The sequence below is a fragment of the Sphingomonas sp. BE138 genome (genome assembly GCF_031456125.1).
Classification (GTDB): domain Bacteria; phylum Pseudomonadota; class Alphaproteobacteria; order Sphingomonadales; family Sphingomonadaceae; genus Sphingomonas.
In genome coordinates this window covers 81042-102396 of the sequence record NZ_JAVDUC010000006.1, presented here as the reverse complement: position 1 = coordinate 102396, position 21355 = coordinate 81042, and the positions used below count along the sequence as shown (strand labels likewise).

Genomic DNA, 21355 nt, shown 5'->3' with positions numbered 1-21355 from the left:
CCGTCCGGCCCGGACGGATGGTGGAAGGGGCTGGATTCGAACCAGCGTACACTTGCGTGGGCAGATTTACAGTCTGCTGCCTTTAACCACTCGGCCACCCTTCCACGAGCGGCGCTGTTCAAAGCGAGGGCGCCCAATGCCCGCGCAATCCGGGCCTGTCAACGCCCGTACGTGCGATCACGCAACAAAATGCCGGGCGGTTGCGCAAGGGGCGCGCGGCGCATAGCGTCGCCCCATCCTCCCCGACAATCACGGACCCGCTTCGTCATGCGTTCTTTCCCGTCCGCCCCGGCCTGCCCCCGCCCCCACCCCCGCCGGGGGGCTCGCTGATGGCGCGGCGCGGCCATCGTCCGAGCCAGACGCAGGGCAATCGCCCGCGGCTCTGGGGTCGCCACGCGGTGACCGCCGCGCTCGCCAACCCGGAGCGCGTCGTCCGCAAGATCTGGGGCACGCGCGAGGCGCTGGGCGCGCTCGATCTGCCGCCGGTGCTGCCGGTCGTCTTCGCCGACGCCGCCGATCTGGGACGGCTGGTCCCCTCCGACGCGCCGCACCAGGGGCTGGTCGCGGAGGTCGATCCGCTTGAGGACGTGTGGCTGGGCGACCTGCTCCAGCAGGGCAGCGCCGGCGATCCGGCGCGCCCGCGCCCGCTGGTGGTGCTCGACCAGGTGACGGACCCGCACAACGTCGGCGCGATCCTGCGCTCGGCGGCGGCGTTCGACGCGCTCGGCATCGTCACGCAGGACCGGCACGCGCCGCCCGAATCGGGCGCGCTTGCCCGAGCGGCCAGCGGCGCGCTGGAGACGGTGCCGTGGGTGCGGGTCGTCAACCTGGCGCGCGCGCTCGAGGAAATGGCCGAGGCCGGCTATTGGCGGATCGGCCTGACCGGCCATGCGCGCCAGACGCTGCCGCAAACGCTCGCCGACATCGGCGCATCGCGCGCGATTGCGATCGTGCTGGGCGCGGAGGGCGAAGGGATGCGCCAGAATACCGAGACGCATTGCGACGAACTGGCGAAGCTCCCGATCTCGCCGAAGGTCGAGAGCCTCAACGTCTCCAACGCCGCCGCCATCGCGCTGTATGCGGTGACGGCGCGGTAGCGCCACCCCTGCGTTAGGGCGAGCGGCCTCAATCCTCCGCGGCGATCCGCACCCGCAACCCGTCCAGCGCCGGCCCGAACTCGATTTGGCACGACAGCCGCGAGGTCGCGTCGCGTTCCGCCGCCGAATCGAGCAGGTCGTTCTCGTCTTCGCTCATCGGCGGCAGCCGGTCGGCGAACGCCGGATCGACATGGACGTGGCACGTCGCGCAGCTGCAGCACCCGCCGCACAGCGCCAGGATCTCGTCGATCCCGGCGTCGCGGATCACCTCCATCACCGAGAAACCGGTCTGGCCCTCCAGTTCGCGTTCTTCCCCGTTGCGGGTCTCGACGATAAGCTTGGCCATATGAACTCCACCGATGATCGCGCCGCTGATGGCGGCAAGCCTCGGCGCTGGCAATGGGGCTGAGCGCCGCGGACCTCAACGCCGGGCTCGACGCGCTGGCCGCGCGCGAGCCGGCGTTCGCCGCGGCGCTGGAGCGCGTCGGCTATCCCGCGCCGCGCATCCGCGCGCGCGGCTATGCCACCTTGCTGCGCACGATCCTGGGGCAGCAGGTGAGCGTCAAGGCCGCCGACGCGGTCTGGCGCAAGCTGGAGGCGCTCGGCGACCCGACCGATCCGGCGATGATCGCCAGGCTCGATGACGACAGCTTGCGCGCCTGCGGCTTCTCGCGCCAGAAGACCGGCTATGCGCGCAGCCTTGCCGAAGAGGTGCTGAGCGGCCGGCTCGACCTCGACCAGCTGCCCGCCGACGACGAAGAGGCGATCGCGCAACTCGTGCGCGTCAAGGGCATCGGCCGCTGGTCCGCGGAGGTGTACCTGCTCTTCGCGGAGGGACGCCCCGACATCTGGCCGGCGGGCGACCTGGCGGTGCAGATCGAGACCGGCCGCATCCTCGGCCACCCGACCCGCCCCAGCGAGAAGCTGACCCGCGCGTTGGCGGAGGCATGGCGCCCGCACCGCGGCGCGGCGGCGATCTTCACCTGGCACCATTATGGCGCAGGAGCGGATGCGGCGCCCGTGTGACGGCGTTTACACTGCTTTAACGACGTTGGCGAATAAGGCGCGGACGACACGGGCTGCGGGCAAGGGGTGATGACAGCGTTCGATCGCGCGCGCCGCGCGCTCAACTTTCTCGAACTGCACCGGCTCGATCCGTCGCCGTCGCATTACGAATTCGCGCTGGCGGTGATCGGCGCGCCGGGCTCGGCGCTGTCGGAGGCGGTTGCCGCGCACACCGACGGCGGGCTGCGCCTGACCGTCGCAGCCGTGCAGGCGCTGGTCGAGCAGCACCTGTCGCCACGCCGCGAGCAGACGCTCGACCGTCGCGAGCGCACCGTCATGCGCCAGGCGCAGGAACTCGGCACGCTGACCCACGACGCGCACCATCTCACCGCCGCGCTCGGCCGCGACATGGGCGCGATGGTCGAGCGCGCTGCCGACCTGCCCGCCGCCGCCACCGACTTCGTCCACCGCCTGTCCGATGCGGAGCGCGAGTTGGCCGACCTGCGCAACGAAGTCGTCCGGCTGCGCGACAACATCGTTCCCGCGCCGCCGCCCGCGGACGCTGACCGCGACGGCCTGACGCAGGCGCTCAACCGCAGCGGCGCGGCCGGGGTGATGGCGCGCGCCGACGCCGGCGGGCTCGGGCATGTCGCGGTGACGTTCAGCGTCGACGCGCTCGATGCGATCAACGATCGCTACGGCCGCGCGGTCGGCGACAACGTCCTCAACGCCTTCGCCTCCACCTTGCAGCAGACCTTCGACGACGAGGAGCTGATCCGCTGGAGCGGCAACGAATTCCTCTTCATCATCCGTGACCTGACCGCGGACGCCACGCGGCTGCGCGCCGAACAGGCGCTCGCCACCTTCGCCGCCCGCCGGCTGCGGCTGCGCGGGTCCGGTGAGCCGATCGGACGGGTCACCGCCTCAGCCGGCATCGCGGAGGGGGCCGCCGGCCAGCAGGAGCAATCGCTGATCGCCGCCCGCGCCGCCGCCGCGCTCGCCGCCAGCCGCGGCGGCGACCAGCTGGAGGGCTAGGCGCGCCTTATTTCGCCGGGCGCCAGGTCTGCGTCTTGCAGAAGAAGGCGATGCAGCCCTTCACCGCCAGCGTGCCGTCGGCGTTCTTCGCCACGATCGACTTGTAGGTCTTGCCGTTGCGCGGATCGTAGATCTTGCCGCGCCAGTCCTTGCCGGCGTCGGTGAACTCCGACAGGATCGGCATTCCCAGGACGGGACGCTTGCGCAGCGCGGCGTCGCTGTTGTTGACGTCGGTGTCCGCCGCGCCGGGGCGCTTGCGGAGAATCGTCGTCAGCTTGCCGCACACGCTGCCGCCGCACGGGCCGATCGTGACGATTCCGGCACCGTCCTCGGTGACGTAGCGTCCGGCGATGGGGGTGGCGGCGTGTGCGGTGGCGGGCACCGTGGCGGAGAGCAGCGCAAGCGCGGCAGGGAGCATGATACGCATGGTGCGAACTATCGGAGATCGGTCGTGAACAGGCAATGGACGATCGGCATCATCGGCGGCTCCGGCCTGTATGCGATCGACGGGCTGCAGGACGCCGAATGGCGCGCGATCGAGACGCCGTGGGGGGTGCCGAGCGACCACATCCTCCACGGCCGGATCGGCGAGGTCGCGATCCGTTTCCTGCCCCGCCACGGCCGCGGCCATGTCCACCTCCCCGGCGACATCCCCGTGCGCGCCAATATCGACGCGCTGAAGCGTGCGGGCTGCACCGACCTCCTCGCCATCTCCTCGGTCGGCTCGTTGCAGGAGGCGCTGCCGCCCGGCACGTTCGCGATCGTCGACCAGTTCGTCGACCGCACCGTGGGCCGCCCCGCCTCCTTCTTCGGCAGCGGCCTCGTCGCGCACGTGTCGGTGGCCGACCCGACCTGCGAACGGCTCGGCGCACTCGCCGCCGCCGCCTTCGCCGCCGTGGGCGGCACGATCGCGGAGCACGCCACCTACCTCGCGATGGAGGGACCGCAATTCTCGTCGCGGGCCGAAAGCCGCCTCTATCGCGACTGGGGCTGCGACGTGATCGGCATGACCGCGATGCCCGAGGCGCGATTGGCGCGCGAGGCGGAGCTGCCCTATGCGCTGGTCGGCATGGTGACCGACTATGACTGCTGGCGCGACGATCGCGCCGCCGTCGACGTGGGCGAGATCGTCGCGCAGATGGCCGACAACGGCCGCATCGCGCGCGCCGCGGTCGCGCACCTGCTGCGCCACCTGCCCGCCGAGCGCACCCCCTCGCCGATCGACACCGCGCTGGACGGCGCGATCATGACCGCGCCCGCGCACCGGGACAATGCATTGATCCAGCGCAACCGGGCGATCCTCGCGCGCGTGCTCGGTTGAAACCGTCACGCTTCTCCCGCATTCCTCCTCGCACATGACTTCCCCCGTCCGCTCGCTCGGCGACAGCTTCGCCTCCGTGCCCGTGCCCAAGGGCGCGGGGTTCTGGCGCAAGCTGCTGGCCTTTGTCGGCCCCGGCTGGCTGGTCGCGGTCGGCTATATGGACCCGGGCAATTGGGCGACCGACATCGCCGGCGGCTCGGCGTTCGGCTATACGCTGCTCAGCGTGGTGCTGCTGTCGAACCTGATGGCGATCGTGCTGCAATCCTTGTCGGCGCGGCTCGGGGTCGGGGCGGGACTCGACCTGGCGCAGGCGTGCCGGCAGCAATCGTCGCGCCCGGTATCGTGGATGCTGTGGCTGCTCGCCGAGGTCGCGATCGTCGCCTGCGATCTCGCCGAGGTGCTCGGCACCGCCATCGCGCTGAAGCTGCTGTTCGGGATGCCGCTGCTTTACGGCGTGCTCGTCACTGCGCTTGACGTCTTCCTGATCCTCGCGCTGCAACGCTACGGCTTCCGCCGGCTGGAGGCGTTCATCGCCGCGCTGCTGATCGTCATCGCCGGCTGCTTCGCGTTCGAGCTGTTCTGGGCGCGACCGGACTGGGGCGCGGCGGCCGCCGGGCTGCTTCCCTCGCCCGAGATCGTGCGCAACCCTGCAATGCTCTACATCGCGATCGGCATCCTCGGCGCGACCGTGATGCCGCACAACCTCTACCTTCATTCCTCGATCGTGCAGACCCGCGCCTATGGCAGCGGCGAGCGCGACCGGCACGAGGCGCTGAAGCTCGCCACGATCGATTCGACCGTTGCGCTCGGGCTCGCCTTCTTCATCAACGCCGCCATCCTCATGCTGGCGGCGGCGACCTTCCACAGCGCGGGCCGGTTCGAGGTCGCCGAGATCGAGGATGCGCACCGCCTGCTCGCCCCGATGCTGGGCGTCGGCGCGGCCAGCGTGCTGTTCGCGGTCGCGCTGCTCGCCAGCGGGCAGAATTCGACCGTCACCGGCACGCTCGCCGGGCAGATCGTGATGGAAGGCTTCCTCGACATCCGCCTCGCGCCGTGGCTGCGCCGGCTCATCACGCGCGCGATCGCGATCGTGCCGGCGGTGGTGGTGGTCGCCTCGGCGGGCGACCGCGGTGCGACCGACCTGCTGGTGCTCAGCCAGGTGATCCTCAGCCTGCAATTGCCGTTCGCGGTGATCCCGCTGGTGCTCTACACGTCCAACCGCGCGCTGATGGGCAGCTTCGCCGCGCCGCGCTGGCTGGCGACCTTGGCGTGGGCGATCGCGGGCGTGATCGTCGTCCTCAACGGCTATCTGCTCTGGGGCATGGCCGCGGGCTAAGCTCCCCTCCCGTTCATGCTGAGCCTGTCGAACCACGTGCCCCGCACCGCCCCCTAGCCAGCGCCCGCCCCTTCCCTTATCTGGCGCGCTTTCCTCAGATCACGACAGGTTCTCCCCATGGGTTTCCGCTGCGGCATCGTGGGCCTGCCCAACGTCGGCAAGTCCACCCTCTTCAACGCGCTGACCGAGACGGCCGCGGCGCAGGCGGCGAACTATCCGTTCTGCACGATCGAGCCGAACGTCGGCAACGTCGGCGTCCCCGATCCGCGGCTGGCGAAGCTCGCCGCGATCGCCGGCTCGGCCAAGATCATCGAGACGCAGCTCGGCTTCGTCGACATCGCCGGGCTGGTGCGCGGCGCCAGCAAGGGCGAAGGGCTCGGCAACCAGTTCCTCGGCAACATCCGCGAGGTCGACGCGATCGTCCATGTCCTGCGCTGTTTCGAGAACGACGACATCCAGCACGTCGACAACCGCGTCGATCCGATCGCCGACGCCGAGACGGTCGAGACCGAGCTGATGCTCTCCGACCTCGACAGCCTCGAAAAGCGCGTGCCGAACCTCGCCAAGAAGGGCCAGCAGGGCGACAAGGAGGCGAAGCTCGGCGCCTTGGTGCTCGGCCGCGCGCTCGACCTGCTGCGCGACGGCAAGCCCGCCCGCCTGACCGCGACCAACGATGCCGAGGAAAAGCGCGTCCTCGACCAGGCGCAATTGCTCACCGCCAAGCCGGTCCTCTACGTCTGCAACGTCAACGAGGAGGATGCCGCGAACGGCAACGCGCTGTCGCAGAAGGTGTTCGACAAGGCCGCGGCCGAGGGCGCGCAGGCGGTCGTCGTCTCCGCCGCGATCGAGGCCGACATTGCGACCATGCCGCACGAGGATCGCGCCGAATTCCTCGCGGAGCTGGGGCTGGAGGAAACCGGCCTTGCCCGCGTGATCCGCGCCGGCTATGCACTGCTCCACCTGCTCACCTTCTTCACGGTCGGCCCCAAGGAAGCACGCGCCTGGACGGTCGAGGCGGGGTCGAAGGCGCCGCAGGCAGCGGGTGCGATCCACTCCGACTTCGAACGCGGCTTCATCCGCGCCGAGACGATCGCCTATGACGATTACGTCGCCTGCAACGGTGAGGCGGGCGCACGCGAGGCTGGCAAGCTGCGGCAGGAGGGCAAGGAATATGTCGTCCACGACGGCGACGTGATGCTCTTCCGCTTCAACGTCTGAGGCGGGGCACGCCGTCGACGCCCCTACCCGTTCGTGCCGAGCCGGTCGAAGCACGTGCCACGCGGCACGCCCTTCGACAGGCTCACGGCGAACGGTGTACTGCGCTCAGCGTCCGCCCTCCACCACCGGCTTGTTCAACAGGTTGCCATAGGGCGCCTTCAGGTCCGCCCCTCGATCCGGCCGCGGCTTCAGCCACGCCGGCGCCTTCCCCGGCGCAGGCGTGATCTGCATCACCGGGGTGCGCGGCGCGGGCGCGGTCGCGCTCGGCAGCGGTGCCGGCGGGGGCGCTTTGTCCTCCTTGTCACCGCCTTTTCCGCAGGCGGCCAGCATCAGGCAGGCGGGAAGGATCAGGCGGCGCATGGCCTTAACAAACCGCAACCGGCGCGCGCGTTCCAACAGGTCTTTGTTCTGCAAGACGCGCTCGGTAAGGCGCTGACATGACGCCTCGCTTTTTCACCGTCGCCGCGCTCGCCACGCTGTCCGCCTGCACCTATCCCTACGCGCCGCCGGCCCTGCCCCCCGTCACCCGGCCCGCACCGCCCAGCAGCTACGCCGCCGCCGCCGAGCAGCGTGCGCCGGTCACGATCCTGATTTCCATCGACGGCTTCCGCCCCGATTACCTGGACCGCGGCGTCACCCCGAACCTGTCGCGGCTCGCCGCCGCCGGCGTGTCGGCCGCGATGCGCCCGTCCTTCCCGTCGAAGACCTTCCCCAATCACTGGACGCTCGTCACCGGCGTCGTTCCCGACCGCCACGGCATCACCGCCAACAGCATGGAGGACCCCGCCCGGCCGGGCGAGACCTTCACCATGGCGACCGACGACCCCTTCTGGTGGAACGCCGCCGAGCCGATCTGGGTCACCGCCGAGCGCGCCGGCATCCGCACCGCGACGATGTTCTGGCCCGGCTCCAACGTCGCCTGGGGCGGGACGCGCGCCAGCGTCTGGCCCTACGAGACGACCGGCGGCATGCGCCCGCACGACTGGCAGCAATATGCCGAGCCGGTCGACGATCGCCAGCGCGTCGATTCGATCATCGACTGGCTGCGCCGCCCCGCCGCCACCCGCCCGCAATTCCTGACGCTGTATTTCGAGGAGGTCGACACCGCCGGTCACCGCTTCGGCCCGGGCGACCCGCGCACCACGCAAGCGGTCGCGCACGCCGACGCCGCGATCGGGCGGCTGACCGCCGAACTCGCCGCGCTCGGCCAACCCGCCAACCTCGTGATCGTCTCCGACCACGGCATGGCGCCCACCGACTCGCGCCGCACGATCGCGCTCGATCGCGTCGTGCCCGCCACCGACGCGCGCGTGGTCGAGGCCGGGCCCTATGCGACGCTCACCCCGCTGCCCGGCCGCGATGCCGCGGTCGCTGCGGCACTGCTGCGCCCGCATCCGCACATGCAATGCTGGCGCTCGCGCCAACTTCCGGCACGCTTCCGCTACGGTTCGAACTCCCGTATCCCACCCTATCTATGCTTGGCCGAGGACGGGGCGGGCGGCGCGTGGACGATCGCCAAGACCGCACCCACGGCCCAGAGATCGGATGGCGCGCACGGCTTCGACAATGACGCGCCGGACATGCGCGCGCTGTTCATCGCCAGCGGCCCGGCCTTCCGCGCCGGACGCAAGCTGCCGACCTTCGACAACACCGACGTGGCCCCGCTGCTGCGCGACCTGCTCGGGCTGCCCGCCGGACAGGGGCTCGACGGCAGCGACCGCCCGTTCCGGGCCGCGCTGATCGCTGGACCGCAAGCGCGCACCCTGCCACACGGGTCGTGATGAACGCGACGATCCTCCACAACCCGCGCTGCTCGAAATCGCGCGCGGCGTTGGCGCTCCTGACCGAGGCCGGCGCCGACGTCAGGATCGTCGACTATCTCAAGCGCCCGCCGTCACGCGACGAGCTGGCGCGACTGTGCGCGCGCGCCGGCATCGCGCCGCGCGCCGCGCTGCGTCCCGACGCGCCGAAGGTGGACAGCGACGACGCCGCGCTCGACCTGATGGCGCGCGATCCCGCCACCATCGAACGGCCGTTCGTCGAGACAAAGAAGGGCGCGGTCATCGCGCGACCGCCCGAACGCGTGCGCGACCTGCTGTGAAGATCCCGAGCGACGCCCGCTGGCGGGTCGAACAGGCGACGCGCGCCGCCGTCGTCGTCGACGCCGACAATTACTTCCGCGCCGCGCGTCAGGCGATGCTGAATGCCCGGCACCAGATCCTGCTGGTCGGCTGGGATTTCGACGCGCGCATCCGGCTCGCCTGGGACGACGATCACCCGGAAGCGCCGACCGACGTGGGCGCCTTCATCACCTGACTGGTCAAGCGCACGCCGGGGTTGCAGGTCCACATCCTGCGCTGGGACACCGGTGCGATGAAGACGCTCGGGCGCGGCAAGACGCTGTGGACGCTCCTGAACTGGCGCTGGCGGCAACCGCGCATCCACCTCAAGCTCGACGGCCACCATCCGATCGCCGCCTCGCAGCATCAGAAGATCGTCGTCATCGACGATTGCCTCGCCTTTTGTGGCGGGATCGACATGACGGACGAGCGCTGGGACACGCGCGAGCACCGCGACGACGACGTGCGCCGCCGCTCGCCGGGCGGGCGCGCGTACAAGCCGTGGCATGACGTCACTACCGCGCTGCAAGGTCCGATCGCCCGCGCGCTGGGCGACCTGTGCCGCACCCGCTGGCGGATCGCGGGCGGCGCGCCGATCACCCCGCCGCCGCGGCGCGACGGCGATTGCTGGCCCGAAAGCCTCGACGTCCAGTTCACCGACGTCGACGTGGCGGTCTCGCGCAGCCAGCCCGAACATGACGGGCAGCAGGAAGTGCTCGAGATCGAGCGGCTCTACATGGCGCTGATCGCGGGCGCGACGCGGCGCATCTACGCGGAAAGCCAGTATTTCGCCTCGCGCCGCATCGCCGAGGCGATCGCGAAGCGGCTCGCGGAGGACGATCCGCCCGAGATCGTCGTCATCAACCCCGTCACCGCGCAGGGCTGGCTGGAGCCGATCGCGATGGACACCGCGCGCGCGCGGCTGGTCGCCGAACTGAAGAAGCGCGACCGTCACGGCCGCTTCCGCATCTACCACCCGGTGACGACGGGCGGCGCACCGATCTACTGCCATGCCAAGGTGACCATCATCGACGAGGTCGCGCTGCGCATCGGCTCGTCCAACTTCAACAACCGCTCGCTCCGGCTCGACACGGAATGCGACGTGACGATCACCGAGGAGCCCGAGACGATCGCCGCAATCCGCGCCGACCTGCTCGCCGAACATCTCGGCGCCGACCCGGCCGACGTGGCGGCGCGGATCGAACGCGACGGCCTGATCGCGACGATCGAGGACCTGCGCGGCGCGGGCCGCACGTTGATCCCCTATGAGATCGACGACCTGAACGGCGTCGAGAAATGGCTCGCCGACAACGAGGTCCTCGATCCCGAAGGCCCGGGCGAGATGTTCGAAAGCTTCGAGAAACGCGGGCTGTTGCGGCGCTTGCGGCGGCGGCGGAAGAAATAATCCACGGTCATTCCCGCGAAGGCCGGAATCCAGAATCCATGCCGTCACGGCTTCAGCGAAGACGGCGCGTCTGGATCCCCGCCTCCGCGGGGATGACGAAAGACGGCGAACCCGTCGCCCCTGCCTCCGAAAGGGAGGGACGCACACCCACTGCGCGCCCCTCCGCGCAACCTTCGCCAACGTCCACCCGCACCACACCGCATCTGGCATCCGCGCACGCCTCCCGCTATGCGCGCGGGCATGACCGCCATCACGCCCCAGATCGTCGCCGACCACGGCCTGTCTCCGGAAGAATACGACCGCGTCCTCCACGCGCTCGGCCGCGAGCCCAATCTGGTCGAACTCGGCATCTTCTCGGTGATGTGGTCGGAGCATTGCAGCTACAAATCCAGCCGCATCCATCTGAAGAAGCTGCCGACCGAAGGCCCGCAGGTCATATGCGGCCCCGGCGAGAATGCCGGCGTCGTCGACATCGGCGATGGCCAGGCGGCGATCTTCAAGATGGAGAGCCACAACCACCCCTCCTATATAGAGCCGTATCAGGGCGCGGCGACCGGGGTCGGCGGCATCCTGCGCGACGTGTTCACGATGGGCGCGCGTCCGGTGGCGAACATGAACGCGCTGCGCTTCGGGCGGCCGGATCATCCCAAGATGCGCCACCTGATCTCGGGCGTCGTCCACGGCATCGGCGGCTACGGCAATTGCGTCGGCGTGCCGACGGTCGGCGGCGAGGTGAACTTCCATCCCGCCTATGACGGCAACATCCTCGTCAACGCCATGACGGTCGGCGTCGCGGAAACAAACAAGATCTTCTATTCGGCCGCCTCCGGCGTCGGCAATCCGATCGTCTATGTCGGTTCGAAGACCGGTCGCGACGGCATCCACGGCGCGACCATGGCCTCGGCGGACTTCGGCGAGGATGCCGATGCGAAGCGCCCGACCGTGCAGGTCGGCGACCCCTTCACCGAAAAGCTGCTGATCGAGGCGTGCCTCGAGCTGATGGCCTCCGACGCGATCGTCGCGATCCAGGACATGGGCGCGGCGGGCCTCACCTCCTCCTCGGTCGAGATGGCGTCGAAGGGCGGCGTCGGCATCGAGCTGGTCATGGACGACGTGCCCCAGCGCGAGGAGGGCATGACCCCGTATGAGATGATGCTGTCGGAGAGCCAGGAGCGGATGCTCATGGTCCTGAAGCCGGGCCGCGAGGATTTCGCGCGCGCCATCTTCGAAAAGTGGGAGCTGGACTTCGCGGTCATCGGCCACGTCACCGATACGGGCCGCATGGTGCTGAGGTTCAAGGGCGAGACGGTGTGCGACATCCCGCTCGGCCCGCTCGCCGACGACGCCCCGCTCTACGATCGCCCGCACGTCCCCACCCCGCCCGCCAAGGCGCTGGTCGACGTGCCGGAGAGCAAGGATCCCGCCGCCGACCTGCTCGCGCTGATGGCCTCGCCTGACATCGCCAGCCGCCGCTGGATCTGGGAGCAGTACGACCATATGGTCGGGGCCGACACCGTGCAGCGCCCGGGCGGCGACAGCGCGGTCGTGCGCGTCCACGGCACGGACAAGGCGCTGGCGATCACCACCGATTGCACGCCGCGCTATTGCTTCGCCGACCCGGTCGAAGGCGGCAAGCAGGCGGTCGCCGAGGCGTGGCGAAACCTCACCGCGGTCGGCGCGACGCCGCTTGCGATCACCAACTGCCTCAACTTCGCCAACCCGCAGCGCCCGGAGATCATGGGCCAGATCGTCGGCTGTCTCGACGGCATGGCGCAGGCGTGCCGCGCGCTCGATTTCCCGATCGTGTCGGGCAACGTCAGCCTCTACAACGAATCGAAGGCGACCGGCGGCGGCTCGGCGATCCTGCCCACCCCGGCGATCGGCGGGCTCGGGCTGCTCAAGGACTGGCAGAAGAACGCCACCATCGCCTTCAAGCAGACCGGCGATATCATCGTGGTCGTCGGCACGCGCTCGGGCCACCTCGGCCAATCGCTGTGGCTGCGCGAACTGCATGGCCGTGAGGAAGGCCCGCCGCCGCGCGTCGACCTCGAGCTGGAGCGCCGCACCGGTGACTTCATCCGTGCGCAGATCGCCGCCGGGCACCTCGGCGCGGTCCACGACGTCTCGGACGGCGGCATCGCGGTGACGATCGCGGAGATGGCGCTGGCCGGCAACATCGGCGCGATGATCGACCGCGCGTTGCCCTACGACACCGCCGCCTCGCTCTTCGCCGAGGATCAGGGCGTGTACGTCGTCACCGTCCACGACCATGCGCTGCTGGACTTCCTGCAGGCCGCGCTCGACGCCAACGTCGAGGCCGAGCCGCTCGGCCGCACGATCGGCACGCGCGTGATCTTCGAACTGGCCGGCGGCGACTTCTGCGTCCCGCTCGCGGAGCTGCGCGCGGCGCACGAAGGCTTCTTCCCCAAGCTGATGAGCACCGAAGCGGCACTGTAACCCCCTGCCCCGTCATTCCCGCGCCGGCGGGGTTCCAGAACCATGCCGGCGGCGTTCCCGCAAAAACCTGCGGATCCGGATCCCGCCGGCGCGGGGATGAGGGAAGGCGTTGACGAAATGACCGCCGCCCCCCGCCTCGTCGCGCTGGATTTCCTCCGCGGCGCCGCCGTCCTCGGCATCCTGATCGCGAACCTGCCCGGCTTCGCGCTGCCGACCGAAGCCTACTTCTCCCCCGCCGCGTGGGGCGGCACCGCACGCGCCGATGTCACCGCCTGGGCGCTCACCTTCATTCTCGTCGAAGGCAAGATGCGCGGGCTGTTCGCCGCGCTGTTCGGCGCGTCGATGCTGCTGGTCATCCAGCGCGCCGACGCGCGCGGCGACAGCGGCGCCGCGATCCACCTGCGCCGCATGGCCACATTGTTCGTGCTCGGCTGCGCGCACCTCTACCTGCTGTGGAGCGGCGACATCCTCGCGCTCTACGCCCTGACCGGCTGTATCGCGCTGCTCTTCACCGCCGCGCCGACGCGCCTGCTGCTCGCAGCCGCCGGTGCCGCGCTGCTACTGACGCTGTTCAACGGCCTTGCGCTCCTGAGCCTCGGCCCGGTCGTCGAGCAGGTCTTCGGCCGCACCACCCCCGCGGCGCTCGCGCGCGAGATCGCCGCGCTGCGCGGCCCGTGGCCCGCCAACGTCGCCTGGCGCTGGCACGAGGAAGCCGGCCCGGTCACCGCGCTCCTCGCCAACGGTCCCGAGACGCTCGCCTACATGCTGTTCGGCATGGCGGGGCTGCGCAGCGGCTTCCTGACCGGCGCCTGGCCCCGCCACCGCTATCGCCTGATCGCCGGCGCGACGCTGGTGGCGACGCTCCCCGTCTACGCGTTGCTCGCCTGGCGCACCGCCGCGGGCGACTTCGACGCGCATGCGGTGGTCCGCGCCAGCTTCGTCCTCACGCCGCTCCTCCGCCCGGTCACGGTCACCGGTTATGCCGCTCTGTTGCTGCTCCTCGCGCGCGAGGGACGGCTGGCGGCGACGGGGCGCGTGGCGCTCAGCAATTATCTTGCCTGCAGCATCGCGTTCACCGCGCTGTTCTATGGCTGGGGTGCCGCCCAGTTCGCCCGGTGGGACCGCGCCGCGCTCTACCTGCTGATCCCGCCGGCATGGGGCGCGATGTTGCTATGGCCGCGCTGGTGGCTGGCGCGCTTCACGCACGGACCGGTCGAATGGCTCTGGCGCTGCGCGACCCAGCGTCGCTGGCTGGCGCTTCGTCGCAAAAGTTGCGAACGCGACGCAAAATAGCTTGCGACCCATTCGCAGTAGCGGTACCGATCGCGGGTCGGAAGGGAGCCGCCATGGTTGTGTGCGTCTGCAATGCGATACGCGAGTGTCAGGTCCGCGAAGCCGCGCGCTCGGGCGCGACCACCGCATGCCAAGCCTATCGTTGCTACGGCCGACAGGCCAAATGCGGACAGTGCGTCGCGTTCGCACGCGAGATCATCGACGACGAACGCGCCGCTGCGTAAGCGGCTATAGTCTCCGGTAGACGGTTTTCATCTTCCGCCCGCGCGGTCACATCGGTATCCCGCCTCCATTGCATTGGAGGCAGACACGATGAAGGGTGACCCGAAAGTCATCGATTTCCTGAACGAGTCACTCAAGAACGAGCTGACCGCCATCAACCAATATTGGTTGCACTACCGCCTGTTCGATCACTGGGGCGTGTACAAGCTCGCCGAGTTCGAGCGGCACGAGTCGATCGACGAGATGAAGCACGCCGATTGGCTGGCGGAGCGCATCCTGTTCCTCGACGGCCTGCCCAATTTCCAGCTGCTGGGCCGCCTGCGCATCGGCGAGACGGTCGAGGAAGCGCTGAAAGCCGATCTCGCGATGGAGATCGAGGCGGTCGCGCAGCTCAAGGCGGCGATCGCCTATTGCGAAGAGGTCAAGGACTTCGTCAGCCGCGAACTGTTCGCGCGCATCCTCGCCAGCGAGGAAGAGCATGTCGACACGCTGGAGCGTCAGTTCGAGATGATCGAGCGGATGGGCATCCACAATTACATCCAGCTCAACTCCATCAGCGAGCACGACAAGCCCGAGAGCGGCGCCGCCCCCTACCTGAAGGGCTGAACCGAGAGCGGCGGCGGCGGTGACGCGCCGCCGCCGCTATCCCTGCTTGCGCCCGAAACCGCCTGGGCCGCGCGGCCGCACCAGCGGGGCCGGCGCGAAGACCGGCGCGGTCGGCGCCGGCGCGGGAACGGAGACGGGCACCGCCACCACCGGTGCGCCGTCGCGCTCCAGCAGCGCCAGCGTCTGCAACAGCACCGGGCGCAGCGCCACGACATCCTCGATCGCACCCTCGGGCGAATCGTGATGCTCGATGCACAGCCGCGCGTGATCCTCGATCTTCTCCGCCAGTGTCGCCAGCGCGGTCGCGCCGAACTGGCGCGCCTCGCCCTTCAGCGTGTGCGCCGGGATTACCATCGCCACCGCATTGCCCTTGCGCACCGCTTCTTCCAGCGCGCTCAAGGATTTGACGCCGTCCTCGCGAAAATAGCCGAGGATGCGCGCGAAATCGGTGCCCAGCTCGGCACGGGCGCGCGCCAGTGCCGGAGCGTCGACCAGATTGCTCGTTTCCACCGACACGTACGTCTCCTGTCGTCCCCCCGACACCACCCGTCGGATAAACGCGACCGGTAAACGTCCGGTAAGCGGATTACTTGCCAAACGGGTTCTTGGGTGCGCGCAGCGTCAGCCGCACCGGCACCGCGCCGAACCCCAGGTCGCGACGGATGCCGTTGATCAGGTAACGCTGGTAGCTCATCGGCAGTTCGTCGACGCGCGTGCCGAACAGCACGAAGCCCGGCGGCCGCGTCTTGGCCTGCGTCAGGTAGCGCAGCTTGATCCGCTTGCCGCCCGGCGCCGGCGGCGGGTTGGCCTCGATCGCGCGCTCGAACCAGCGATTGAGCTCGCCGGTCCCGACGCGGTGCGACCAGGCCGCGCGCGTTTCGAACGCCGCGCCGATCAGCTGGTCGATCCCCTTGCCGGTTGCGGCCGACACCGCCAGCAGCGGCACGCCCTTCACCTGCGCCAGTCCCTCGTCCAGCGCCTTCTTCACGCCGTTGAACAGGCTGGAGGCATTTTCCGCCACGTCCCATTTGTTCAGCGCGATCACCAGCGCGCGGCCTTCCTCCAGCACGCGGTCGGCGATGCGCAGATCCTGCGCCTCCAGCCCGAGCGTCGCGTCGAGCAGCAGCACGACGACCTCCGCGAAATCGACCGCGTGCAGCGCATCGGCGACCGACAGTTTCTCCAGCTTGTCCTGCACCTTGGCGCGCTTGCGCATCCCCGCGGTGTCGATCAGCCGCACCTGTCGCGCGCCGTCCGGCCCTTCCCATGTCCAGTCGATCGCGATCGAATCGCGCGTGATCCCCGCCTCGGGCCCGGTGATCATCCGGTCCTCGCCCAGGATCCGATTGACCAGCGTCGACTTGCCCGCGTTCGGCCGCCCGACGATCGCCAGCTTCAGCGGCGCATCGGGGCTCTCGATATCGACCGGCTCCTCCTCCTCGGGCTGGAGCGGTTCCAGATGCGGCCGCAGCCCCTCGAATAGCTCGACCAGCCCCTCGCCATGCTCGGCCGAGAAGGCGACCGGATCGCCGAAGCCGAGAGCCATCGCCTCGTACAGCCCGCCCTCGCCCGCGCGCCCCTCGGCCTTGTTGGCCATCAGCACGATCGGTGTGTCCGACCCGCGCAGCCAGCGCGCGATCTCCTCGTCGAGCGGCACCACCCCGGCCCGCGCGTCGATCACGAACAGCGCGACGTCCGCGGCATCGACCGCGGCCTGCGTCTGCTGCCGCATCCGCCCCGGCAGCGTGTTCGGATCCTCGTCCTCGTACCCCGCGGTATCGATGACGCGGAATTCCAGTCCGAGCAGATGCGCATCGCCCTCGCGGCGGTCGCGGGTCACGCCCGGCCGGTCATCGACCAACGCCAGCTTCTTGCCGACCAGACGGTTGAACAGCGTCGACTTGCCGACATTGGGTCGACCGACGATCGCGACGGTGGGGAGACGGGACATGCGCGTGACCTAAAGATTTATCCGCGCGTGCGATAGGGTGCGCGCGAGCGCCCCCGCGGAACGATGATGCCGGCCGATCGCACGCTCAAGGCGTTCGTGCTGCGCCTGTCGAAGCACGTAGCCGGAGCACCGCGCATTGCGTGTGACACGCCCTTCGACCGGCTCAGGGCGAACGGGACTCCGTGAGGACGACGGCGTGGTCGGCCGCTCACCGCCAGGCGGTGATCACGCCCTTCTCGTCCAGCGTGTAGAGCGTCTGGTTCGCCACGATCGGGTTCATCGAAAAGGCCTCGCCCGCCGCGATCGTCGTCTGCACGCTGCCGTCGGTGACCGACGCGCCGACGAGCTCGCCGCGCGAGTTGGTCAGCCACAGCTTGTCACCCGCCAGCACCGGCCCGAACCAGTTGTACGGATCGGTGCGCTTTTCCTCGTTCTTGAACCCGCGCAACTGGCTGATCCAGCGCAGCTTGCCGTTGGCGCGCGACAGGCAGACCAGCCGCGAGTCGTCCGTCACCAGGAAGATCCAGTCGCCGACGATCCACGGGGTCGAGATGCCGGCGAGGTTCTGCTCCCACATCCGCTGGCCCGTCGCGATCTCCAGCGCGACCATGCGTCCGCCCTGCCCGATCGAATAGACGCGTCCGTCCTCGATCACCGGATCGGCGTCGATATCGGCCAGACTCGATACCGAGGTGGTGATCGAGGTTCGTGACAGCGCATCCTGCCACAAGGTGCGACCGTTCTCGTAGCGATAGGCGTTCAGCTCGCCGCTGGAGAAGCCGGCGACGACCGTGCCCGAACTCGCCGCGGGTGCGGCGACCCCGAACACGCCCTGCGTCTCCAGGCTGGCGGACTGCGTCCACACGACCTTGCCGTCCGCCTGGTCGAGCGCGAAGATCTGATTGTCCTGGCTCAGCACATAGACCTGCCCGTTGGCCACGGTCGGCGCACCGCGCAGCGGCCCGCCCGGCTTGGCGCGCCACAGGATCTTGCCGTCCGCGGCGCTCACCGCGACCACATCGCCCAGCCCGTCGGTGGCGTAGAGCTTGGCGTCGTCGTAGCTGACGCCGCCGCCGAACCGCGCGTCGCGATTCTCGTCATTGTCGGGCAGCGCGCGCGTCCACAGCTTCGCGCCGGTGTCGGCGGCAAAGGCGTGGAGCGTCGCATCGACGTCGACCACGAAGAGCTTGTTCTCGGCGATCACCGGCCCGGCGGCTAGCCGCGCGCGGTTGCTGCCGCCGTTGATCTGCGCGCTCCACACCTTCGCCGGCGTCGCCGAGGCGAGCAGCAGGTTGCCCATCGACTTGGCGGCATTGCCGCCCGGCTGCGTCCAGGCATCGTTGGCGGCCGCGACCGGCAGGGTCACGGGCACGTTCTCCAGCCCCTTGTCGACCGTTGCCTGATTCTCGGACATCAGGATCGGTACGCGCTGGCCCACGGTCGGCGTCTTCTTGGGCGCGCCCTTGAAGATCCCGCAGCCGCTCAAGCTCACCAGCGCGGCGAGCGCCAGGCCGGTCGCCACCCGTGTCGTCATCGCGTCGTCTTACCTTCGATCGTCGCCGGCGCGGAGGGCGCGGCTGGAGTCTTTTCGTCCAATACGCCGGCCATCTGAACCGCACGTTGACGCAGCGAGCGCGGCACCTGCGCGTCGGCGGCGATGCGCGCGAACACCTGGGAGGCTAGGTCGCGCCGGCCCTGTTGCAGATAGGCGGCGGCCATCAGCTCGCCAGCGCTGCCCAGCCACGGATTGCCGACGACGGCCAGCGGACGCATCCGCTCGACGATCACCTCCGGCTTCAGCGTGTCGAACTCCGCGCTGGTCTGGCGGATCAGCGCGAGGTCGCGGAACGGCTGCGCCGCGCTCGCATCCTGCGCCACGCTGGCGAACCGGGCGGCGGCACCCTTCAGGTCGTTCTTCTGGAGCAGCACGTCGGCCTGGGTGAAGATCGCCATCACCCGGTACCCGTCGCGCTTCGACTGCGCGAGCGTGGCGAGCGGCGCCGCGGCGGACGCGGCGTCGTTCGCCGCCAGCGCGTCATAGGCGCTCTGCAACTGCTCGCCCTCGCGCCCCGCGGCCTGCTCCTGCCGGTGCTGCCAGAACAGGAACGCGGCGAAGGCGGCGAGCGCGATCACCAGCGCGGCGATCAGCGCCTTGCCGTAGCGGCGCCAGACGTGCAGCGCCTGGTCGCGCCGCAGCTCGTCGTCGACCTCGCGCAGGAACGCTTCATTGTTTTGCGGCGTCAGGGCCACCGAATACTCCGGACTTCACGGAAAAACGCCCGGCGTGTAGCCGGTCGCGGGGATAAGCGAAAGGCCCGGCTAGTCCTTGGGGGCGTAGAGCTGCTCCGCGGTGGGAAAGTCCCGCGCACGCACCTCCTGCGCATATTGCCGCGCGCGCTCCGCGACGAAGCCGGCCATGTCGCCGTAGCGCTTCACGAACCGGGGGGTGCGCTCGAACAGCCCCAGCATGTCCTCGGCGACCAGCACCTGCCCGTCGCACGCCGCCGACGCGCCGATCCCGATCGTCGGGATCGCGACCGCGTGCGTGATCTCGACCGCGATCGGCTCCACTACGCCCTCGATCACCAGCGCGAACGCCCCCGCCTCGGCGACCGCACGCGCGTCCGACACGATCTTGCGCGCCTCCGCCGGGCTGCGGCCGCGCGCGCCGTAGCCGCCCAGCGCGTTCACCGCCTGCGGGGTCAGCCCGATATGCCCGACGACCGGGATGCCGCGCTCGACCAGGAACGCGATCGTCGCGGCCATCGCGGTGCCGCCCTCCAGCTTCACCGCCGCCGCGCCGGTTTCCTTCATCAGCCGCGCCGCGCTCTCGAACGCCTGCGCGGGCGACGCCTCGTAGCTGCCGAACGGCATGTCGACGACGACCAGGGCATGATGGCTGCCGCGCACCACCGCCGCGCCGTGCGCCGCCATCATCTCCAGCGTGACCGGCACCGTCGAGGGCAGGCCGTAGATCACCTGCCCCAGGCTGTCGCCGACCAGCAGCATGTCGCAATGCGGGTCCATCAGCTGCGCCATGCGCACGGTATAGGCGGTCAGCATCACCAGCGGCTCGCCGCTGCCCGCCGCGATCGCCGCCTTGCGCGCGCGGATCGCGGGAACGGTCAATCGCTTCATCGGCGCGGACACGGGCGTGGCGCGGCTGGTGGCGGTGTCGATCGTGAAGGTCGTGGACATGGGGCCGCGTGCTACGCCACCCGCGTCAAACGATCCAGCCGCGTCGTCGCGCGACATGCGCCAGTTGCAGCGCCAGCGCGCCGACGGTCAGGATCAGCAGGGGAAAGTAGAGCACATACGGCCCTTTGACCGCGATGATGTCGGTCATCAGGAACATCCACCCGAACTGGATCATCACCGCCACCAGCGAAACGGTGAGCAACGCCGCCGCATGTCGCGAGCGCAGCAGCAGCGCGCATGCGCCGAGCAGCATCGCCACCGTCGCCACCGCGTAATCGAGGCGGTACCAGCCCGGCAGACGCGCGAACAGCGCGCGGTCGTAGTCGCTGGCCGGCCCCATCGCGTCGGCACCCTGCGTCAGTTGCGTGTAGCAGGCCCAGACGCCCATCGCGCCCCACGCCACCAGCACCACCGCCGCGATGCGGAACCACATCGGTCCGCGCTGTCTGCCACCCGTCTCCATGGACGCGAGCATAGCGCGAGCGCACCGCCAGGGACAGCGAGTCGCAAGAAACCGGCGATGTGGTGGAAAACTTGGTCGGGGCGACAGGATTCGAACCTGCGACCCCCACACCCCCAGTGTGATGCGCTACCAGGCTGCGCTACGCCCCGACCGAGGGGGCGCCTCTACGCGTGCTCGTTGCGGGATGCAAGCGCATTGGCCGCATGTTGCGTGCGCGGCCCCGCGATGATAGCGGCAGCGACTTCGCGCGGCCGTCTCCCGGCCGCCCAACGGTCATGCACGGAAACCGATGCTCATCTCTCCCGCTTATGCGCAGACCGCCAGCGGCGCCGCCTCCGGCGGCGGCCTCGCCGGCTTCATCAGCCTCGCGCCGCTGCTCCTCGTCTTCGTCGTCTTCTACTTCCTGATGATCCGCCCGCAGCAGAGCCGCATGAAGGCGCTCCAGGCGGCGGTCGCCGCGGTGAAGAAGGGCGATTCGGTCGTCACCGCCGGGGGGCTGATCGGCAAGGTCACCAAGGTCGAGGACACGTTCGTCGAGGTCGAGATCGCGCCCAACACCCGCGTCCGCGTCGTGAAGGCGACGCTGGCCGAGGTCACGCCGCTCGGCGGCAAGCCGGCAAACGACTGA

General features: G+C 69.9%; 22 protein-coding genes, 2 tRNA genes and 1 pseudogene. 14 read left to right on the top strand and 11 right to left on the bottom strand.

The window, feature by feature from the left end; translation table 11 throughout:
- Window positions 1-18: 18 nt before the first annotated feature.
- Window positions 19-104 (bottom strand) — tRNA-Tyr (locus J2Y58_RS09840).
- A gap of 225 nt (window positions 105-329) precedes the next feature.
- Between J2Y58_RS09840 and J2Y58_RS09835 the strand changes: the two genes are divergently transcribed.
- A complete protein-coding gene (locus J2Y58_RS09835; RefSeq protein WP_310102255.1) occupies window positions 330-1097 on the top strand; it encodes an RNA methyltransferase in 768 nt (255 codons plus the stop codon).
- 28 nt (window positions 1098-1125) lie between these two features.
- Here the strand turns inward: J2Y58_RS09835 and J2Y58_RS09830 are convergent, their stop codons facing one another.
- Window positions 1126-1443, bottom strand: a complete 318-nt coding sequence (locus tag J2Y58_RS09830) for a 2Fe-2S iron-sulfur cluster-binding protein (protein WP_310102252.1) — start codon at window positions 1441-1443, stop codon at window positions 1126-1128.
- A gap of 53 nt (window positions 1444-1496) precedes the next feature.
- Between J2Y58_RS09830 and J2Y58_RS09825 the strand changes: the two genes are divergently transcribed.
- Together J2Y58_RS09825 and J2Y58_RS09820 are read left to right on the top strand one after the other, a co-directional pair.
- Window positions 1497-2123, top strand: a complete 627-nt coding sequence (locus J2Y58_RS09825; RefSeq protein ID WP_310102249.1) for a DNA-3-methyladenine glycosylase 2 family protein — start codon at window positions 1497-1499, stop codon at window positions 2121-2123.
- A 69-nt stretch (window positions 2124-2192) separates the two neighbouring features.
- Window positions 2193-3137: a diguanylate cyclase domain-containing protein gene (locus tag J2Y58_RS09820; protein WP_310102246.1), complete on the top strand. Its 945-nt coding sequence runs from the start codon at window positions 2193-2195 to the stop codon at window positions 3135-3137.
- 7 nt (window positions 3138-3144) lie between these two features.
- Here J2Y58_RS09820 and J2Y58_RS09815 read toward each other — a convergent pair whose 3' ends face one another.
- Complete coding sequence (locus tag J2Y58_RS09815) at window positions 3145-3564, bottom strand: DUF2147 domain-containing protein (RefSeq protein WP_310102244.1); 420 nt, start codon at window positions 3562-3564, stop codon at window positions 3145-3147.
- A 24-nt stretch (window positions 3565-3588) separates the two neighbouring features.
- Here J2Y58_RS09815 and J2Y58_RS09810 point away from each other — a divergent pair, with 24 nt between their 5' ends.
- The 3 genes from J2Y58_RS09810 (at window position 3589) to ychF (ending at window position 7012) form a co-directional block, all read left to right on the top strand.
- Window positions 3589-4458, top strand: a complete 870-nt coding sequence (locus J2Y58_RS09810) for an S-methyl-5'-thioadenosine phosphorylase (RefSeq protein ID WP_310102241.1) — start codon at window positions 3589-3591, stop codon at window positions 4456-4458.
- 34 nt (window positions 4459-4492) lie between these two features.
- A complete protein-coding gene (locus J2Y58_RS09805; protein WP_310102238.1) occupies window positions 4493-5794 on the top strand; it encodes an Nramp family divalent metal transporter in 1302 nt (433 codons plus the stop codon).
- A gap of 117 nt (window positions 5795-5911) precedes the next feature.
- Entirely contained in the window at window positions 5912-7012 is a 1101-nt protein-coding gene (gene ychF, locus J2Y58_RS09800; protein ID WP_310102234.1) for a redox-regulated ATPase YchF, read from the top strand.
- Window positions 7013-7117: 105 nt separating this feature from the next.
- On the opposite strand, the gene J2Y58_RS09795 is transcribed toward ychF, so the two are convergent.
- Window positions 7118-7426 carry a hypothetical protein gene (locus J2Y58_RS09795; protein ID WP_310102232.1) on the bottom strand — a complete coding sequence of 103 codons (309 nt, stop codon included), beginning with the start codon at window positions 7424-7426 and terminating at the stop codon, window positions 7118-7120.
- A gap of 23 nt (window positions 7427-7449) precedes the next feature.
- Here J2Y58_RS09795 and J2Y58_RS09790 point away from each other — a divergent pair, with 23 nt between their 5' ends.
- From J2Y58_RS09790 to bfr, 7 genes and pseudogenes are all read left to right on the top strand, one after another.
- The gene (locus tag J2Y58_RS09790; RefSeq protein ID WP_310102229.1) at window positions 7450-8793 is read left to right on the top strand and encodes an ectonucleotide pyrophosphatase/phosphodiesterase; all 1344 of its coding nucleotides are present in this window, start codon (window positions 7450-7452) and stop codon (window positions 8791-8793) included.
- Window positions 8793-9113, top strand: coding sequence for an ArsC/Spx/MgsR family protein (locus J2Y58_RS09785; protein WP_310102226.1), 321 nt, complete (start codon window positions 8793-8795; stop codon window positions 9111-9113). Before J2Y58_RS09790 ends, J2Y58_RS09785 begins: the two co-directional genes overlap by 1 nt.
- Window positions 9110-10537, top strand: a pseudogene (locus tag J2Y58_RS09780) (phospholipase D-like domain-containing protein). Before J2Y58_RS09785 ends, J2Y58_RS09780 begins: the two are co-directional and overlap by 4 nt.
- A gap of 240 nt (window positions 10538-10777) precedes the next feature.
- The gene (gene purL, locus J2Y58_RS09775) at window positions 10778-12994 is read left to right on the top strand and encodes a phosphoribosylformylglycinamidine synthase subunit PurL (RefSeq protein ID WP_310102223.1); all 2217 of its coding nucleotides are present in this window, start codon (window positions 10778-10780) and stop codon (window positions 12992-12994) included.
- A gap of 117 nt (window positions 12995-13111) precedes the next feature.
- Window positions 13112-14287: a DUF418 domain-containing protein gene (locus tag J2Y58_RS09770; RefSeq protein ID WP_310102220.1), complete on the top strand. Its 1176-nt coding sequence runs from the start codon at window positions 13112-13114 to the stop codon at window positions 14285-14287.
- A 53-nt stretch (window positions 14288-14340) separates the two neighbouring features.
- The gene (locus tag J2Y58_RS09765; protein WP_310102217.1) at window positions 14341-14511 is read left to right on the top strand and encodes a (2Fe-2S)-binding protein; all 171 of its coding nucleotides are present in this window, start codon (window positions 14341-14343) and stop codon (window positions 14509-14511) included.
- Window positions 14512-14599: 88 nt separating this feature from the next.
- Window positions 14600-15115, top strand: coding sequence for a bacterioferritin (bfr, locus tag J2Y58_RS09760; RefSeq protein ID WP_310102213.1), 516 nt, complete (start codon window positions 14600-14602; stop codon window positions 15113-15115).
- 36 nt (window positions 15116-15151) lie between these two features.
- Here bfr and J2Y58_RS09755 read toward each other — a convergent pair whose 3' ends face one another.
- The 7 genes from J2Y58_RS09755 to J2Y58_RS09725 form a co-directional block, all read right to left on the bottom strand.
- Complete coding sequence (locus J2Y58_RS09755) at window positions 15152-15631, bottom strand: Hpt domain-containing protein (RefSeq protein WP_310102211.1); 480 nt, start codon at window positions 15629-15631, stop codon at window positions 15152-15154.
- 70 nt (window positions 15632-15701) lie between these two features.
- On the bottom strand, window positions 15702-17066 hold the full coding sequence (gene der, locus J2Y58_RS09750; RefSeq protein WP_310102209.1) for a ribosome biogenesis GTPase Der: 1365 nt from the start codon (window positions 17064-17066) through the stop codon (window positions 15702-15704).
- A gap of 208 nt (window positions 17067-17274) precedes the next feature.
- Window positions 17275-18600, bottom strand: coding sequence for a PQQ-binding-like beta-propeller repeat protein (locus tag J2Y58_RS09745; RefSeq protein WP_310102206.1), 1326 nt, complete (start codon window positions 18598-18600; stop codon window positions 17275-17277).
- Window positions 18597-19316, bottom strand: coding sequence for a tetratricopeptide repeat protein (locus tag J2Y58_RS09740; RefSeq protein ID WP_310102202.1), 720 nt, complete (start codon window positions 19314-19316; stop codon window positions 18597-18599). Before J2Y58_RS09740 ends, J2Y58_RS09745 begins: the two co-directional genes overlap by 4 nt.
- Window positions 19317-19385: 69 nt before the next feature.
- Window positions 19386-20264, bottom strand: a complete 879-nt coding sequence (panB, locus tag J2Y58_RS09735) for a 3-methyl-2-oxobutanoate hydroxymethyltransferase (protein WP_310102199.1) — start codon at window positions 20262-20264, stop codon at window positions 19386-19388.
- A 25-nt stretch (window positions 20265-20289) separates the two neighbouring features.
- A complete protein-coding gene (locus tag J2Y58_RS09730; RefSeq protein WP_310102196.1) occupies window positions 20290-20697 on the bottom strand; it encodes a hypothetical protein in 408 nt (135 codons plus the stop codon).
- A gap of 102 nt (window positions 20698-20799) precedes the next feature.
- Window positions 20800-20876, bottom strand: a tRNA-Pro gene (locus tag J2Y58_RS09725).
- Between the two features lie 140 nt (window positions 20877-21016).
- Between J2Y58_RS09725 and yajC the strand changes: the two genes are divergently transcribed.
- Entirely contained in the window at window positions 21017-21355 is a 339-nt protein-coding gene (yajC, locus tag J2Y58_RS09720; RefSeq protein ID WP_310102193.1) for a preprotein translocase subunit YajC, read from the top strand.